This window comes from Bacillus infantis (assembly GCF_050107595.1).
GTDB classification, from domain to species: domain Bacteria; phylum Bacillota; class Bacilli; order Bacillales; family Cytobacillaceae; genus Bacillus_AB; species Bacillus_AB infantis_C.
Window position 1 is genome coordinate 76500 of sequence record NZ_JBNILH010000009.1, and the last position, 16925, is coordinate 93424.

Consider the following 16925-nt stretch of genomic DNA (forward strand, 5'->3'; position numbering starts at 1 on the left):
ACTTATACATTCATTATCGAAATGCATATTGATATAGCAGTATATGGGAGGTACAAGGAAGGAAAATGAAGAAGTGGATTGGTTCAGCTGGTGTTTGTATTGAAAATGGTAAACTGCTGATGGTCCTGCAGGGAACCCCTGAAGAAGAAAAACGCTGGTCAGTTCCCTCGGGCGGGCAGGAGCAGGAAGAGCGCAGTGAGGAATGCTGTATCAGGGAAGTGCTGGAGGAGACAGGTTATTTGGCTGAAATCATCCGGCCTTTGTTCGTGAAAGAGACTGAATTTTCGGAAGTGAGTTATTTTGAAATTAAAATAGCTGGCGGCAGCCCTGTTATCCAGGACCCTGATGGACTTATTTATGATATCTCCTGGATTGGCGCAGAAGAGCTTAAGAGGATCCCGCTTTCTTTTCCTGAGGACAGGGATTTTCTGCTTAAGCTGTTTGGGAAGCAAGAGCTCCTGGAAGAGGTATAGAAAGAGAGGCTCAATGAAAGTGAATAGAAAAATCCATGTTATCGGCTCTGTTGGAAGCGGCAAAACAACCTTGGCCAGAAAGTTATCTGCCCAGCTCGCAGTTCCCCATTATGAACTGGACAATGTGGTATGGGAAAGAGGGCCGCACGGTGACAGGCGAAGAACTGAAAAGGAAAGGGATGCTCTTTTGCAGGAAATTATTGCTTCTGACAGCTGGATCATTGAAGGGGTGCACCACACCTGGGTTAAGGAAAGCCTTAGGCAGGCAGACCGGATCATTCTGCTGGATCCCCCTTATAGCCAAAGAACCTATAGAATCATTAAACGGTTCATTAAGCAAAAGCTTCATCTGGAAAAAGCAAACTACAAGCCGACATTTAAAATGTTCAGGAAAATGTTCAGGTGGAACCGGTATTTCGAAACAGTAAGCAAGCCGGAAATAGTGGAACTGCTAAAACTTTATGAGGAAAAGCTGTATGTTCTGGAGGAGGATAAAAAAATGCCTGAAATAATGGAGGTGCTGGTATGAATCTGATGCTGATCCTGCTGGCAATGCTGTCTTCCGCAGGCTTTCTTTATTATTGGGGCCAGATTGAAGGCTCAGATGATCAATAAAGAGATGGTGAAGAAGAAGGGTGCTTTTAGGAATGTCATCTGGATCTTTGCTCTCTTGCTGCTGACAGGCTGCCATGATCAGAAATATGGGGAGTTGACACGGATCGATATCTTTGAGAAGGGAAAGGAACAGGAAAGCATCCTGGTGGATGAAGAATTGAAAAACAGCATAGAGGAGAAAATGTCCCAGATAGAATGGGTACCGAACATGAAGCCTGAAATGGAAAGAGAACCGGATGCCGAGGCAGATTTCTTTTTTACAGAGGACAAAAATGAACCTGAAACTATAACCACATACCACATATGGTTCAATGGCAAGAATGCAGACATACTCAGCAGTGACAAGCGGGAGGGCTTTGGCAGGTTAGATAATGGCAGCGAAGCTTTAAAAAAGCTGTTAATAGGAGGATAAAAAAGAAGAATCCCAGCATAAAGGGATTCTTAACTATGTTCCAGCCACATAATGGCCAGATAGTAGGCAAACATGGTAAGCAGTCCGACCGGGACCCCGAACCGTGCCCATTCCTTGCTGGTGATTTTCAGCTTCCCTGCAGAGATGATGTTAGGGATATTCCCGGGAATCAGCATGCCGCCGGAAATCAGAAGCCCGAGAAGGATGGACTGAATCGTAAAATGGTCCATGGAAGGGCTGATTTCTGCTGCTGCAAGGGTGGCGTTGTCAAGGATGGCCGATATCATGTTGACCCAATAAAGAAGAAATGGGCTCTGGCCAATCAGATAATGCTTGATCAGCGGCTCAAAGCCTGCGCCAAGGAAGGTCAGCCCCATGACAAACAGGTAGACTTTCATGCTTCTTACCAGTATTTCTTCATATGTTTCACTTCCGGATTCTTTGCGGAAGCTTCCGGGCCGTTTTTCAGGAGGCTGGATAAGGAGCATGGCCATAATCGCTAATGCAAGGAGGGCTGCAATTACCTCCGGTCCAATTAGCTCTACCAGGAAAAAAAAGTCCTCATTCAGCTTTGAAATGGCTATGGTCGATAGAGGTTCTCCAATCGGCGTAAGGGCAGCCCCCAATCCGATGGAAAAGCAGGACAGCACCGTGAAGCGAACTTCTGCCTGCCGTTCAAGCCGGAGAGCGCCGACAATCAGGACGAGCACCAGGGCGGCAATGATTGCAGTAATAATGCTGGAAACGAGTCCCAGCACGACAACTGTCATAGCCGAAAACAGCCTGAATGGCATTCTTCTGCTTATCCCCATGATGATCCTTTCAAGCGGCCGCTTCAGCCATTTGAACAGCAGACCAGCCGCCAGGACAGCCGCAGTGATTTTAACAGGGTCGCCGGCAGCCTTCAGAAATAACTCCCCATCGAATATCCCGCTTATAAAAGCTGCAAGAATTCCCATCGAAAAGAGGAAAATCTCCAGATTGTGCTCCACAGCTTTCAGCGTAAATGGCAGCAGCAGAACAAGAAAAAAAATTAAAATCAAACCGGTCATGATCATCTGCCCATTCTTGTTTAGATTGTCCCTTAAAAGAAGGAACAGCCTATATATATGCAGCTGAAAGGACAAACTTTCATGATAAAGGCAATTCAGCCGGAACCAATTGAAAAAGGAAGACAGCTTTAGCGGCCTTCCTTTTTCCCTATGATTCCATAGAAAAAAATATTTGTAATATCCTCAGTCAGCGGCAAAGCCTTGCTGTATACATCTTCACGCTGAAAATAATCCTTCATCATCTGTACGTAGAACAGCATGCTTTCAAACGAAAGATCAGGATTGATATATCCTTGCTCACGCCCTTGCTTGAACAGTTCATTGAAAAGAGGGATGGCTTTTTCCTCATAGATTTTTTCTATATAATTGCCTTCCTCGGAATACTCCTTCATCAAGTAATGATAAAACTCTTCATGGATGCCATTGGCATTTTCCTTTTTATTGAAAATAATTTTTTTCACTTTCTCCGGGAATGCTGCTGCACTGCTGATTAGCTGCTCAAATTCATTGGTAGCTTTGTCAACATAATAGAGGAATACCTCATGGATAAGCTGATGCTTGCTTTCAAAATAATTATAAATGGTCACCTGTGATACATGCGCTTCCTTCGCAATTTCTGATATGGAGACCTTATGAATTCCTGAGTCCATAAACAGTTTGAGGGCTGCCTCAAGTATGTGGCGCTGTTTTTGTTCTTTTCTGCGCTGAAAACCGTCCAATTTCTTCACCTCATTCTTATTGTAATGAAATTTATGTAATATAACAAATAAAATAGTTCATAAACTCTTGTAAGAAGTAAAATTTATATGTATTATGAACTCAATCGATAAAAATAATTCATATCTTCAAGTGGCATTAAGAACAGAAGCAGGGGGAATGGAAATGGCCATAATAGAAACGAAAAGTCTTGTAAAAAGGTTTGGGAAGTTTACAGCCTTGAATGAGATCAATATTGATGTGAATGAGGGCGAAGTGTACGGCTTCATTGGACCGAACGGAGCCGGGAAGTCTACCACGATTAAAATATTGCTTGGTATCCTGAAGGCAACCTCTGGGGAAGCAAGACTGTTTGGAAGGGATGCCTGGAAAGATGCTGTCGATATTCATAAAAAGATTGCCTATGTACCTGGAGATGTCAATTTATGGCCAAATCTTACAGGGGGAGAGGTAATAGACTTATTTGCAAGGCTAAGGGGAGCTGCCGATAAAAAAAGGACAAGGGAATTGCTGGAGAAATTCAACCTGGATCCTTCCAAAAAAAGCAGGACCTATTCAAAAGGCAATCGGCAAAAAGTCGCTCTTGTTTCAGCCTTTTCTTCAGACGCGGAGCTGTTTATCCTGGATGAACCGACTTCAGGACTTGACCCATTGATGGAAATAGTCTTTCAGGAATGCGTTATTGAAGCGAAAAATCAGGGGAAAAGCATTCTTTTATCAAGCCATATTCTTTCCGAGGTGGAAAAGCTGTGCGACCGGGTCGGCATCATACGACAGGGAGAAATTATTGAAACGGGTTCACTTGCCAAGCTCCGCCACCTGACCCGGACACATTTGATTTTTCAAACCATCAATAACGTGCCCGGTCTAGGCAGCCTAAAAGGGGTTCATGAACTTAAGGCCGATGGAGGAAGTATTTCGCTGAAGGCAGATGCTGAAGAACTCGGTGCAATTCTTCAATATATCAGCCAGTTTGGCATTACCAAGCTGGAAAGCATGCCGCCCGCATTAGAAGAATTGTTCATGCGCCATTATAAAGCTGCACCACAGCAGGAGGGGAACTGAATGGTAAAGGGACTATTCAGCAGGACCGGACTTTTAATCAAATTCCTGCTCAGGAGGGACAGGGTTAGGGCAGCCGTCTGGGTTTTAGCGCTTGCAGGGGTAACCATAGCGACTGCTTCAGCTTTTACTGATTTATACAAGTCAGATGCTGAACGCCTGGCCATTGCAGAAACCATGAAGAATCCGGCTATGACTGCAATGGTAGGACCGGGCTTTGGACTGGAAAACTATACTGCCGGCCCGATGATGGCCCATCAGATGCTCCTGTTCACAAGCATCACTGCAGCCATTATGAGCATCCTCCTGATGGCGAGGCATACACGCAATGATGAAGAAGAGGGAAGGATTGAGCTGATCCGTTCATTGCCTGTCGGCAGAATGGCCAATCTTACAGCAGCTGTCATTGTTTTATTTGCTGTGAATATTGTTTTGGCCATTATCACCGGTTTAGGTCTTTACAGCCTGCAAATCGAGGGGATGGGGCTTGAAGGTTCAATGCTTTATGGAGCTGCGATCGGTGCAGCAGGCATCTTTTTTGCAGGGGTTACTGCTTTGTCCGCCCAGCTTTCAGATAATGCAAGGGGAACAGCCGGCTTGTCCCTTGCTGTTCTGGGCTTCGCCTACTTGATCCGCGCTATAGGGGATATAAGCGGAGGCAGTCTTTCCTGGTTTTCGCCGCTCGGCTGGGTAGTGTTCACTGAAGTATACGTGAATGACTTTTGGTTTCCTGTCATCCTTACAGTCATAGCGGGCGTCCTGATAACAGCAGCTGCATTTTATTTCAATCTGAAACGCGATATTGATTCAGGTCTCCTGCCATCAGGACCAGGAAAGAAAAATGCCTCACCGCTTCTGTCGCGGCCTTTTGCATTGGCTTTCCGGCTGCAGCGGACTGCCATTATTTCATGGGCAGCAAGTATGTTTATCCTTGGGGTTTCCTATGGATCTGTGTTCGGGGATCTGGAGTCTTTTTTTACCCAAAATGAATTGCTCAAGAATATGATTGACCCTTCCAGCGGAATATCACTGACAGAACAATTCATGTCAATGCTGATGTCCGTCATTTCTATGATCACATGTATCCCGACCCTGGTCGTCTTTTTAAGGCTTAAGAGCGAGGAGAAAAACGGCAGACTCGATATCCTGCTGTCAAAACCCATTTCTCGGCTCAGGCTGGTTGGAAGCTATTTCTGCCTATCCCTGATTTCTAGCGTTATCATGCAGATTCTTGCTATTTGTGGACTTTGGCTGGCGGCAGTGTCCGTTATGGAGGATCCCATTCCATATGGAAGGATGCTGGGTGCCGGGATTGTATATTTGCCTGCTGTCTGGCTGATGGCAGGCGCCGCGGTCTTTCTGCTGGGATACCTGCCAAAGCTGACCGGGCTCATATGGATTATCCTCGGCTATTCTTTCGTCATTGTTTATTTGGGAAGCCTGCTGAAATTTCCAGAATGGCTTGAGAAGATGTCTCCATTTGGGTATGTTCCATCCCTGCCTGCAGAAGAATTTAATTTGGGAGCTCTGCTTTTGCTGATAGGTGCAGCTGCTGCTTCGGCTCTTGCCGGCTTTACCGGCTATCGAAACAGGGATCTTGGCTAAAATAGAATGAAGAAACGGATGGCTGGATACCGGCCATCCGTTTTGTTTGTAAAATAGAAAAAATACCTCTTGCAGCCGTATAAGCCGCATAAAGCTGCATCACCTATTAAATTTCTAATTAGGATGCCATGTCTGGTTAAGGTGCTGACAGTCTTCCCAAGTCCCTGCGCGGCCAGATGAAAGAAATTCTTCGCAATTCAAACAGCCTGGATCTTGAACAGTAATTAGGAAAGAGAGGCAGCTGCTTGTTCTTCTCTGTTTACATAATAATTTTATTCCTGCACTTTTTTCCAAAGAAGAATTTTACAAAAAAAAGCCTTCTTAGAAGGCTGGGGGGAGAAATAGTTTATTAGCGGTATTCATTTAATCCTGTCCCGAAAATATCAAATTCGGGAGCTGTTCCTTTTGTAGAAGGAGGGACGACAGAACTGCTTCCTGATAGGCTGATAACCATTTTTTTGGGCTCAACTTCACCTGACCGAATGGCGGCTGCATCAGTTTCTGCCTTGAATGGGTTTTCGATCATTGACATCTCTGATTCAACTCCTCCTGAGATTTTCAATACACTTCAATAATACCCGCCTGGACAAGTATGAAACCCTTCTAAGGAAGAAATATGGAAATTTATTGCCTGATTTTATTCGTAAATTCTTTCTGCTGATTATGGTCGATCTTTCGAATCATTTCTATGATATACCTGTTCAGAAGCGACTTGATCGTAAGTGCGCCAAATGAATGATATCCTGTCCATCCTTTCTGCCATTTGACAAGTTTTGTTCTGCGCTCAGCCCAAGACTCTATCCGGAACATGATAAAAGTAATGACAATCATTTTAATAAAAAGAAGCGCACCTTTGTCCCTGCTTGTCATCTGGTTGGCAAGCAGGGAGGCGGTCGGGTAAAAAAGGTAGTCAAATAGTATATTGATATCACTCAGCTTTGGCAAAAAACGGACAGGATAAGAAACAAACTTCTTGCTGACAACATATTTATCAATGATTCCATTTGTGTACGCATTGAATAGGTATGCCAGAAGCCAGTCTTTGATGGGCGGTTTCCTGAGGGTGACAAAGAGGATGCAGATTGAAATAAGAGAAATCAACCATAATATTTTTCTGTCTGAGGCGCTTCGTCTCATCGCTCTTCAATCCCTTCTTTTAATAAATGCTATATTAATGTTTCATGTGGTATTGGGATAAGTGACCCAAATTCAATGGGAAAATTCAACACATCCTAAATAGAAAATAAAAAAGGCCTGTTAATAGCATGTTCAGAAGCAGTTTTTTTATGAAGCCGGGTGGAGAGAATGTGGGAAAATGCAAAAAAACAGCCTCTGAAAAGGCTGTTTCTATTTATTAAGTATTGTTCTTATATCCACTGTCGTCATATCGCGTGCAGCTGCAAAGGTGCGGACACGCTTTGTCGCCCAGTAATCATACAGCCGCGCCAGGCTGTTCCGGTCGTATACCTCATGGGCATATGAGTCATAAAAATAAACAAGCAGGACATTGACGACTTCCTTTGGCAGCTGTCTCCGGCTGTTCAGGGACCTGAGTGCCAGGTTTTCCAGTCCGCGCACTTTTCCTCCTGTAAGCCTTGTGACCATTTCAAGAGGGGTGGCTGTTTGACAAAAAGAGATGAAATCCGGTTCGTATAAATTATTAAGCATCATAATCTCCCAATTCTGGCTTCTCTTAACTATACACGTTATTATTCAGCAGCATATGTAGCTTATTTGACACACTGTGCAGCTTGTTCTGGAATCAATTGCAGCGGCAGTGTGATAGTGACGGTAGTGCCCTTGTCCACTTCACTTTCGTATTCTATCCTTCCATCCATTTCCCTGATGATCTTATTCGTCACCATACTCCCAAGCCCAGTTCCTTTAGACTTTGTTGTGTAAAAAGGAAGGCCTATCTTTCTCAGCTGTTCGTCTGTCATCCCGATTCCATTGTCAGAAACCTTAAGGGACACTATATTTGCGAGCTGATTAGGCTGGATGGTGATTTTAATCAGGCCGTCCTTTTCTGTCGATTCAATGGCATTCTTTATTACATTCATGATTGCCTGCTTCAGATGGTGCTCATCACCGCGGACAAAATGATGTCCATCTTCATCAAATAGTATCGCTGTATTAATATAATTCGCCAGCGGACGGAGCAGGTCTACACTATCCCTGATCACTTTTTCCAAATTCATGACAGTCAGATTGAATTGTTCAGGTTTGGCGATTTTTAAATAATCGGTAATAATTTTGTTGGTTCTGTCCAATTCCTCTAATATGAGAGGGGAAAAGGATTTAACCTGATCATCCGTAGTTTTTTCGCTTAAATACTGGATGAATCCCCTGACGGTGGTAAGCGGGTTCCGTATTTCATGGGCAATGGCAGCGGCCATCTGTCCTACCATCGTCAGTTTATCCAGATATACAACCTCTTCTATCTGCTTATTTGTCTTAATGAGTCTTTCGATAATCAGTATCATACTGCCAAAAGTAATATAAAAGGCTGAAAAATACATGAGATAAAACGATGCATCCAAAAACCTGATCTTAAAATAAATGATCAGGATGTATAGGAACGCATAAACAGCAAAAGCTGCAGAACTTACAAGCAATTTATACGAAGTTTCGATGTACTTCTTCCGAAAGGCGAGTCCGATCAGCATGGCTAGAAGAGAAACCACAATGCCGGTCAGCATAAATGGTCCGCCAATCGCCATTCTGATCAGCGAGACGACCAGCACAACGATGAGGCCGGGTATAGGCCCGGCATAGAGCGAAATAATCAGTATAGCGATCATCCGGAAATCAAAGTGTGTGTCACCAAGCGTCTCAATAGGATACAGCATGCAAAAGACTGCTCCCAGAGAGCCAATCAGCCCATAGGTAAGCTTATGCTTAAAGGAAAGAAGCTCCTTCAGCTGGAATGGAAAAAATAGATTTGCATTAAAGGTAAATGAGAACAGTATCGTCATATTTATTAAAAGCGTTTTCAGCAAAGTAATCAAATGTGATCCCCCAAAAATGACCTATATAAGACAGCGTGGCAAACTGCCTCCCTTATTATACTCGCATATCCTTGCCTGCGGGGAAATTGTACAAAATTCCTGTTTTTTTGCAGAATAAGACTGAGCTTTTTTTGAATATATTTCAAAAAACGCTTAGGGAAGTGGAATGAATGAACAGAATTTCTGCTGTTGAAAGCCAGTTTAGGCTAAAAATAACCAAGGAAGAGGAGCTGACTGACCGGGTTGCACTTTTGCATTCAGAGGATGGGAAACGCTATATTCTTAAAAAGACAAACGGAATGTGTTTGGAAAGAGAAGCTGAACTGCTTCAGAACTTAGAAGGTAAGGGTATACCCGCCCACCAGCTGATATCTGCTTTAGATGGCTCAAGCTCCTTTATTTATAGCGAAGAGCAATACAGCCTCTACACCTATTGCAAAGGGAAAAACTATAAGGCTGATGAAGTGCTGATATCTGAAAAAGCACCACAGCTGCTGGCATCCGCAATCGCGGCCGTTCATGCTGAAATGGATAAGATCCAAATTGGCTATCCGGAGAAGGACCTTTATAAAACCGTTTATGGTTTTGCAGTCCCTGAGGTGATGAAAAGCCCATTGGCAAGGGGGGATTCTATAAAAGAGATTATTGCTGCTATAGAGCCGGCTGTCAGAAATTTGTCGGACACGCTTCCCAGGCAGCTAATTCATCGCGATGCACATTTTTACAACATTCTTTTTGAAGAAGGCAAGTTTTCAGGCATGATTGATTTTGAAATCGCTGTAGTAAGCCATAGAATCTTTGATATTTGCTATTGTGCGACCAGTGTATTATGCGAGATCTTTGATAAAGAAGCGAAAAGGGGACTGTGGGTGCTTTTTTCAAAAAAACTTTTCAGTCACTATGGTGAATCGATCGGACTGTTGGCCCGCGAAAAAAAGCATTTGTGGGATATGATGCTTTGCATTCAGCTGATTTTTATGGCCTATTTTTCAAAAAATAAGGAATTGTTCACCCTTAATGCAGAAATGCTTGTCTGGATTTTTGAAAGGCGGGAGGAATGGAAGCAGATTTAGAATTGTTTTGCGCTTTCACTGCATGTGCTATTAGGAGTACTGGCTTTATTAGCAACTTTATCCATATATTAGCAACTTTATCCATATATTAGCAACTTTTGGATTTGATTAGCAGGTTTCCCGGTTTATTGGCAACTGCCCCACCCGTAAGGAATTGAAAATCACAATAAAGGCCGGGACTATGTCCCGGACCCTTTTTAATCAGGAGCGTCCGTCTTTCCCGGCTTCATCAGCCAGCTGATCAAATGGCTTTACTTTGCCATGCGGATGCTGAGTTTCTTTTCTTTGCCGCCACTGTCTTTCTTCCTGCTTTTTAGACTGTGTCATGAGAAGCCCTCCTCTTAGTGGTATCTTTTTTAGATTTGCCTGATGTCCCTTTTTCAGTCTTAAAACTTTCTCCCAGCTGGATCCTTAAGATATTTTGCTTAGAGTCCTTATTCCTGCTCCTCGCTTATCCGCTGTTTCTATAGTTTGTAATAAATCAAGGAAGAAAGCAGCCCAAAAGGTAAAAACAAGACAGCGCAAAACCCCGCTTATACAGAGGGGTTCAGGGTGTTCCTCTTTTAGCCAATGCATCACGGTCTGTCGTTCCGGGAGGCTGCTCCAGCCAGCCGTGCTTGATCATTATGTCTGCTCCGCTTTTAGCATATAGGGCAATCTCAACAGCAAGCCGCTGGTAGCAGGCAGCTACATCAGAACGCTGGCTTGCAACACCTGCTGTAGCATAATTTCCGGATCCGGTTGCACTTAACAGAGACATATGGAACATCATTAGCTTATCGGAAAATACCTGCAGCGTTGTATCGTACACGGCTATATTAGGTGAACCCACAGCCTGTATATTGCTTTCCAGGAGAGTCTTCGTAAAAATGCCGACATGCTTTTGGGAAATTTCTTTTCCTCTCAGCATAAATTCCTGTACTTCTTTCAGCCGTGCTGTTTGTGCAAAAGCTGCGGCAATCTGCAGTCCGATGGAATTTGTCTGTATATTCACGGTCAAATGAGAAATTTCCACTGCGTTCAAAGGCCTTTTAGTCGCAAAGGGGTTGAGGCCGCTTAAATATTTCTTTGTATCCACATAATCCGTTTCATGCGGATAAGATATATATGGAGCTCTTATGTAAATCCCTTTTTCCAGCATCAGGTTTATAGTCTTATTGTAGAGCGAGGCTGTTTCTGCCAATCCTTCGGTAAAGAATTTTCTTATATCATTTCTGGCACACATGGCAAGCATGCCGCTATATGCCAGCATTCCTGCTTTCGCCATATGATTGATATAAGCAAGGCAAAATGTGTCTGAAAACAGCTTAGGAGCATCAAGATTGACATCGCCGCTGCCGAAGCCATTCGGGACTGCCATTTTTTCCTCTTTGAAAAGAGGTTCCAGGTACTGCAGGTGGCTGTTCGAAAGGTCAATGGCAAACTGGAGGGCTGCGCCAATTTCAGCTTCTGAGGCATGAGTAATCATATAGCCAAGAACACATTTTGACATGCTGTCATTCATATAAGTAGTCCAGAGCATCGCGATTTCTGCCGATGTAAGGGGTGTTTTCTTTTTCATGGGGAGACTCCTTCAATCAGTATGCAGCTAGTGTTTGCATTTGAGGCAGGAATTATTAGGCAGGAAACTGAAAAGCCCGGTTGAAATTTAGTCTTTATATTTGGTTTAAAAAGATAGAAAAGTTAGAATATTATCTTTTGTGTTGACGAAATTTTCTAAATTGGTTATTCTTAGTGCACCGAAAAAAATTATATATCTATAATTTCTTATCCAGAGAGACGGAGGGGTATGGCCCGAAGAAGTCTCGGCAGCAGGTTCATACGAACACTGTGCCAATTCCATCAGGCAGAAGCCTGGCAGATAAGAAGGGATCTTGTTCATACATACTGTCCTCTTCTATCTGCAGAAGGGGATTTTTTATTTCAGCCAGCTAAAATCTTATATCACTTATCCAGAGAGGCGGAGGGACTGGCCCGATGAAGCCTCGGCAGCAGGTCTGTGGACACTGTGCCAATTCCACCGGGTATACCGGAAAGATAAGCGGAGAACAAATTCCTCTCAGCCTGTCTTTGCTGGGAGGTTTTTTAGCAGGGTAAAGAAGTAAAGAACATTTTCGGAATAAGCATGAGAGGGCGGGGAAATTTCAAATATAATTCTTAGTATTTTAATGGGTTAAATCGCTTTAAAGCATTGAATTGAAAGGGGAATATTGACATGAAAAAATTATCGCTTGTCACACTTGTTATCCTGCTGTTTGCCCTGGCTGCGCTGACAGGATGCAGCAATGACAAAGCAGGATCATCTTCCGGAGAAAATGATGTAGAACAAGTATTAAATGCTAATCTTGGAGGGGAGCCCTACACCCTTGATCCTGCTTTTGCATCTGATACAACTTCCTTCTGGGTGATCGATAATCTTTATGAAGGTTTGTACCGCTATGATAAAGATGGAAATGCTGTGGAAGGGGCAGCAAGCAAGGTTGATGTTTCAGAAGACGGTAAAGTATACACCTTTACAATAAGGGAAGGGCAGAAATGGTCCAATGGAGATCCGCTGACAGCAAAGGATTTCGAGTTTGCATGGAAAAGGGTTCTGAATCCCGAAACTGGCGCCTACGATCCATCCAGCTTTTTTTACATAAAAGGGGCTGAAGAATATAACAGGAAAAATGGTGCTGTGGAAGATGTTGGTATTACAGCAGTTGACGACAGTACCCTGAAGGTCGAGCTGAACACACCGATCAAGTTTTTCCCGAAAGTTCTGATGGGCCAGGGCTTCATGCCAGTGAATCAGAAAACTGTCGAAGCAAACGAAAACTGGGCGGCAGGGCCGGAAACAATCGTTACCAATGGTGCTTATACACTCGGGAAATGGGAACACAATAACCTTCTCACCCTGAAAAAGAACAGCAATTACTGGAACAGCGAAGACATTACAATGGACGCCGTAAACTTTAAAATGGTGGCTGATGCCAACACTGAGTATCAGATGTATAAATCCGGCGATATTGATTTAATCAAGAATCTTGCAGCCGATGCGATAGATATGGAAAAGGGTGGCAAGGAGTTTATTAACTCGCCGCAATTCAGTGTCTATACCTATACATTCAATGTAAATGAAGAGCCTTTTAATAACAGTAAAATCCGGAAAGCATTCAGCATGGCAATCGACCGTGAGGCCATCACAAAAAACATTTCCAAAGGCGGAGAAGAGCCTGCATACGGCTATGTTGGATTTGGCGTAGAAGGGCCGTCAGGAAAGGACTTCCGGGATGAAAAGGATCCTTACTACTCTTTTGATGCTGACGAAGCCAAAAAATTGCTTGCAGAGGGAATGAAGGAAGAAGGCTGGAAGGAGCTTCCTGCTGTCACCCTGAAATATAATTCAGAAGGCAACCACAAAAAGATTGCTGAAGCTCTGCAGGAAATGTTCAAGGTTAACCTTGGTGTGGAAGTGAAGCTTGAGAACCAGGAATGGAAAACATTCATAGATACTTTCAAGCAGAAGAATTTCCAGTCTGCACGTATGGGATGGGTAGGGGACTTTCTGGATCCGTACCCTGTTCTGGATCTATACAGCTCAGGAAGTTCCAGCAACTTTACAAACTGGTCCAATCCTGAATTTGATGAGCTGCTCGACCAGTCGCTGATTGAGCAGGATGAATCAAAGAGATTTGAGCTGCTGCATCAGGCTGAAGCTGTTCTGATGGATGAAATGCCGATCATCCCAATTTACTTTTCTTCTCAAAATGCTGTTGTGAAAGAGTATATTAAAGGAATCCGGTTCAGCCCTCTCAACAATCCGGATTTCCGCTATGCTGAAAAAATTTCTGAATAAGTGAATCCGAAAGGAGCCGGCATGCCGGCTCCTTTTACAAGGTAAAAGAGGCATACGCCAGAACTAAAGCGGAAGCGCCTTGATCACCCTTATGGAACGCAGACCAAGAACGCCATGTCCTGCGGCAACGTCTGCATGATCCCCATCCTGGGGGCCTCAAGACGAAACTCACGGAAAGGCGTTCTTTGCCTTTTTGGATGGTTTGGCTTGTGACCTCGAGGGTGCAGGAGCTGGACGTTGATCAAGAAGTGATATTTATTCACAAGACTTACAATTTATAAATTCCTATACACTAAAAAAACAGCCTTCTCAGGCTGCAGGTTAAGAGGAAGCGGCGGGCATATTGGAAGCCGGCAGAGCAATGATTTTGCCGCCAATCTGGATATGGACGGTATCTTTATAAATAGCCTTAACAATCCCTTTTAGCAAAACAGGTGAATCTACCGCTAATTTCTTTGAATCTTTGCTGATTTCCATGCCAGAATCCTCCCAGGTATAAATTTTGATAAATCGGCAGAATGAATAAACATATAAATCATTTCTACCTTTATCGCTGAAATCCTGCGTATTTTTCACACAAAAGAATTAAACTCAGCAGCTTTCTTCTATTAATATCTTAAGCCGCCTTTATACATATCGTGTATTCAGACAATCTTGTAATTTTTATGCGATACGACCGTGATTGGAGTATCAATTTTTAACAGCAGTGCATCCTCATCACTGATCTGGACAAGAACGCTTTCTTCTTTGACCTTCACGACTGTTCCGGTTATGGAAAGATCATGTCTTTTAAATCTGATTGTATCTCCCTCTTTTGCCATCTTCGCGACCCCTTATCGTTAAATTTTTCATACAGTAAAAACTATGACGTAAGGACTATCCTAGTGAAATTAAATTCATTATTGCACCATAAGAAACCACTGTCAAACAATAAGGTGAACTTCAGTTCAGGTTTTTTTATCTCCCGATTTGAGCTCTCTATGGTGTTCTTTATATGATATGATGAGTTAGGAGGTGAGCGTATGGCGGATAAAAATGCCGGCCCGTTTCCGGGAGAATTCCCATCCCTGCCCAAACAGGAAAGAGCGCTGCAGAAGCGGAAGGCGCTGCTGGAAAGCGGGCGGCGGCTATTCATAGAAAAAGGCTACGAATTGACAACAGCAAAAGAAATAGCAGCCGCAGCCGATGTGGCCACAGGCACTTTTTACCGCTATTTCTCTGATAAACGCCAGCTGCTTATGGCACTGCTGCAGGATAAAATCGACTTTCTGATGATTCCGGAGCCCGACTGGCTCAGTGAAGACCCGGTTCTTTTGCTTGCCCGTCTGCTGGATGAGCACTATCAAAGGCTTGAAGCTGTCGGCATCCATCGTGTGCTGCCTGAACTGCTGCCCAAGGATTCTGAATTGGCCGGTATTTTACAGGAGGCTCGGAGAAATATACATATGCAGATCGTGCAGGGTTTAGAACTGGCGAGGCAAAAAGGATTGACCTGGAAGGACATAGATCTTGACACTGCAGCATGGTCTGCTCTTATTTTGGCAGAACATGGCCCTAATAAAGAGGAGCAGAGCTCTTCGCCGCTCAATACACTGGAAGCTGCCCGCATCATCTGCAGGATGATTTTCCCCCCTGAGGCAATCAGCCGCAATGTGAAGAATGATGCTGAAAATATGGAATAGAAGGCCCTGGCATTGTGCCGGGCCTTATTTTATCGATGCTGATGTTAGGGCAGGCTGAATCATTTCATAATAATATTCTAAACATTAGTCTTTCTGAAACCTGCAAATTTTTAACCTTTCCATGCATGCTTCAACTGAATTTTTATTTCCTCTCAAGCTGCCTCAGCCCTTTCTTCAGAGCCTCCACAGCCACTATGCTGGTACAAATTGATGCAATCTCATTGGCGAAAATGACCTTCGCCCCATAATAGAAGGCCGTACCAAAACCCATCTCCAAAGCAAGGAATTTTATGATGGAAGACGCTTCTATAACACAGAAGATAAACCGGCTGTCTGCTCTCATTTCGTTCACCTTCCCAGACTGATCTTTTATCATATGTCTGCAAAAATTAGTCCAATTCCCAGAACTTCCTGACTGCAAAAAAATTCCTGTTCATGTGCTTTTTAACTCAAGGTTTCAATTCGTGATCAATCAGGGAAAAGCTAATATCAGCATCTTGATTTTTTTCAGCGAGAAAGGGGACCGCATACATGTCAGGAATTTTACTGGCTGTCATAACAGCAGCATGCTGGGGCAGCATCATATTGGTCAGCAATAAACTTGGAGGGGATGACAACAGTCAGACCCTTGGGACGACCATCGGCGCACTTATATTTGCAGGAGCGGTATTTCTCTTTGTCAGACCAGAACTTTCGCCGCTGGTATGGGGAGCCGGGCTTGCTTCGGGTGCACTTTGGTCCCTGGGACAAAAAAATCAGTTTGGGGCCGTGAAATACCTGGGAGTCGCAAAGACTACTCCGCTATCGACCGGCCTTCAGCTTATCGGGACAAGCTTTTTCGGGATTGTTGTTTTTAATGAATGGTCAACAGGGCTTCAGATCACACTCGGCATCATCGCCCTTGTCCTGATCATCGGCGGAGCAGTCATGACTTCCTGGGGCCAGAAGGAAGGGAATGACGAATCAAAGAGCTTAAAAAAAGGACTTGTCACCCTGCTCATATCGACTGTCGGCTTTGTCGGATATGTTGTCATCATCAACTGGCTGGAAATCGACGGTTGGTCTGCCCTCCTTCCGCAGGCGCTCGGGATGGTCATTGGCGGAACGGCCTTGACAATTAAAAAGAAGCCGTTCGATAAATATGCCCTTCGTAATCTTGTGACAGGGCTGATCTGGGCAACCGGAAATCTGACGCTGCTGCTGTCGCTTCCGAAAATAGGGGTGGCGACAAGCTTCTCGCTTTCCCAGACCGGAATAGTCATCTCTACCCTGGGAGGAATTTTCCTTCTCGGCGAGAAAACGTCGAAAAAGCAAACCACCCTTATCATCACTGGATGCCTGCTCATCATTGCAGGCGGCGTGCTGATTGGGTTTACAAAAGGATAAGC

Annotated in this window: 20 protein-coding genes and 2 riboswitches; of the genes, 9 read left to right on the forward strand and 11 right to left on the reverse strand. The window is 44.0% G+C overall.

Annotated features, from left to right (window positions below; translation table 11 throughout):
* The first annotated feature begins 65 nt into the window (after positions 1–65).
* The 3 genes from ACQCVH_RS18415 (at position 66) to ACQCVH_RS18425 (ending at position 1500) form a co-directional block, all read left to right on the forward strand.
* Entirely contained in the window at positions 66–473 is a 408-nt protein-coding gene (locus tag ACQCVH_RS18415) for an NUDIX domain-containing protein (protein ID WP_426837061.1), read from the forward strand.
* A 13-nt stretch (positions 474–486) separates the two neighbouring features.
* Positions 487–1002 carry an AAA family ATPase gene (locus ACQCVH_RS18420; RefSeq protein WP_426837062.1) on the forward strand — a complete coding sequence of 172 codons (516 nt, stop codon included), beginning with the start codon at positions 487–489 and terminating at the stop codon, positions 1000–1002.
* Between the two features lie 75 nt (positions 1003–1077).
* Positions 1078–1500, forward strand: coding sequence for a hypothetical protein (locus ACQCVH_RS18425; protein WP_426837063.1), 423 nt, complete (start codon positions 1078–1080; stop codon positions 1498–1500).
* A 29-nt stretch (positions 1501–1529) separates the two neighbouring features.
* On the opposite strand, the gene ACQCVH_RS18430 is transcribed toward ACQCVH_RS18425, so the two are convergent.
* Both ACQCVH_RS18430 and ACQCVH_RS18435 read right to left on the reverse strand, forming a co-directional pair.
* Positions 1530–2555 carry a DUF1646 family protein gene (locus ACQCVH_RS18430; protein WP_426837194.1) on the reverse strand — a complete coding sequence of 342 codons (1026 nt, stop codon included), beginning with the start codon at positions 2553–2555 and terminating at the stop codon, positions 1530–1532.
* A gap of 125 nt (positions 2556–2680) precedes the next feature.
* Complete coding sequence (locus ACQCVH_RS18435; RefSeq protein WP_426837064.1) at positions 2681–3271, reverse strand: TetR/AcrR family transcriptional regulator; 591 nt, start codon at positions 3269–3271, stop codon at positions 2681–2683.
* Between the two features lie 163 nt (positions 3272–3434).
* Between ACQCVH_RS18435 and ACQCVH_RS18440 the strand changes: the two genes are divergently transcribed.
* On the forward strand, positions 3435–4334 hold the full coding sequence (locus ACQCVH_RS18440; protein ID WP_426837065.1) for an ABC transporter ATP-binding protein: 900 nt from the start codon (positions 3435–3437) through the stop codon (positions 4332–4334).
* Positions 4335–5936: an ABC transporter permease gene (locus ACQCVH_RS18445; RefSeq protein ID WP_426837066.1), complete on the forward strand. Its 1602-nt coding sequence runs from the start codon at positions 4335–4337 to the stop codon at positions 5934–5936.
* A 349-nt stretch (positions 5937–6285) separates the two neighbouring features.
* Here ACQCVH_RS18445 and ACQCVH_RS18450 read toward each other — a convergent pair whose 3' ends face one another.
* The 4 genes from ACQCVH_RS18450 to ACQCVH_RS18465 all read right to left on the reverse strand — a co-directional run bounded on the left by ACQCVH_RS18450 (position 6286) and on the right by ACQCVH_RS18465 (position 8944).
* Complete coding sequence (locus ACQCVH_RS18450) at positions 6286–6468, reverse strand: hypothetical protein (protein WP_426837067.1); 183 nt, start codon at positions 6466–6468, stop codon at positions 6286–6288.
* A gap of 92 nt (positions 6469–6560) precedes the next feature.
* Complete coding sequence (locus tag ACQCVH_RS18455) at positions 6561–7073, reverse strand: CBO0543 family protein (RefSeq protein WP_426837068.1); 513 nt, start codon at positions 7071–7073, stop codon at positions 6561–6563.
* 210 nt (positions 7074–7283) lie between these two features.
* Complete coding sequence (locus ACQCVH_RS18460; protein ID WP_426837069.1) at positions 7284–7604, reverse strand: hypothetical protein; 321 nt, start codon at positions 7602–7604, stop codon at positions 7284–7286.
* Positions 7605–7666: 62 nt separating this feature from the next.
* The gene (locus tag ACQCVH_RS18465) at positions 7667–8944 is read right to left on the reverse strand and encodes an ATP-binding protein (RefSeq protein ID WP_426837070.1); all 1278 of its coding nucleotides are present in this window, start codon (positions 8942–8944) and stop codon (positions 7667–7669) included.
* A gap of 170 nt (positions 8945–9114) precedes the next feature.
* On the opposite strand from ACQCVH_RS18465, the gene ACQCVH_RS18470 reads away from it, so the two are divergent.
* Entirely contained in the window at positions 9115–10017 is a 903-nt protein-coding gene (locus tag ACQCVH_RS18470; protein ID WP_426837071.1) for a phosphotransferase enzyme family protein, read from the forward strand.
* A gap of 201 nt (positions 10018–10218) precedes the next feature.
* Here ACQCVH_RS18470 and ACQCVH_RS18475 read toward each other — a convergent pair whose 3' ends face one another.
* Entirely contained in the window at positions 10219–10344 is a 126-nt protein-coding gene (locus ACQCVH_RS18475) for a DUF6254 family protein (protein ID WP_426837072.1), read from the reverse strand.
* 220 nt (positions 10345–10564) lie between these two features.
* Positions 10565–11578: a DUF3231 family protein gene (locus ACQCVH_RS18480; protein ID WP_426837073.1), complete on the reverse strand. Its 1014-nt coding sequence runs from the start codon at positions 11576–11578 to the stop codon at positions 10565–10567.
* A gap of 203 nt (positions 11579–11781) precedes the next feature.
* Positions 11782–11885: riboswitch (SAM riboswitch) on the forward strand.
* A 77-nt stretch (positions 11886–11962) separates the two neighbouring features.
* A riboswitch (SAM riboswitch) is annotated at positions 11963–12061 on the forward strand.
* A 171-nt stretch (positions 12062–12232) separates the two neighbouring features.
* On the opposite strand from ACQCVH_RS18480, the gene ACQCVH_RS18485 reads away from it, so the two are divergent.
* Positions 12233–13855 (forward strand): peptide ABC transporter substrate-binding protein, encoded by a 1623-nt coding sequence (locus tag ACQCVH_RS18485; protein ID WP_426837074.1) that lies wholly within the window; start codon positions 12233–12235, stop codon positions 13853–13855.
* Between the two features lie 321 nt (positions 13856–14176).
* On the opposite strand, the gene ACQCVH_RS18490 is transcribed toward ACQCVH_RS18485, so the two are convergent.
* Positions 14177–14332, reverse strand: a complete 156-nt coding sequence (locus ACQCVH_RS18490) for a hypothetical protein (protein WP_009793575.1) — start codon at positions 14330–14332, stop codon at positions 14177–14179.
* A 167-nt stretch (positions 14333–14499) separates the two neighbouring features.
* The gene (locus tag ACQCVH_RS18495; RefSeq protein WP_257991173.1) at positions 14500–14676 is read right to left on the reverse strand and encodes a YkvS family protein; all 177 of its coding nucleotides are present in this window, start codon (positions 14674–14676) and stop codon (positions 14500–14502) included.
* 201 nt (positions 14677–14877) lie between these two features.
* On the opposite strand from ACQCVH_RS18495, the gene ACQCVH_RS18500 reads away from it, so the two are divergent.
* Positions 14878–15537, forward strand: a complete 660-nt coding sequence (locus ACQCVH_RS18500; RefSeq protein WP_426837075.1) for a TetR/AcrR family transcriptional regulator — start codon at positions 14878–14880, stop codon at positions 15535–15537.
* A gap of 142 nt (positions 15538–15679) precedes the next feature.
* On the opposite strand, the gene ACQCVH_RS18505 is transcribed toward ACQCVH_RS18500, so the two are convergent.
* Positions 15680–15880: a hypothetical protein gene (locus tag ACQCVH_RS18505; protein WP_426837076.1), complete on the reverse strand. Its 201-nt coding sequence runs from the start codon at positions 15878–15880 to the stop codon at positions 15680–15682.
* Between the two features lie 188 nt (positions 15881–16068).
* Here ACQCVH_RS18505 and ACQCVH_RS18510 point away from each other — a divergent pair, with 188 nt between their 5' ends.
* A complete protein-coding gene (locus ACQCVH_RS18510) occupies positions 16069–16923 on the forward strand; it encodes a GRP family sugar transporter (RefSeq protein ID WP_426837077.1) in 855 nt (284 codons plus the stop codon).
* Positions 16924–16925 lie beyond the last annotated feature (2 nt).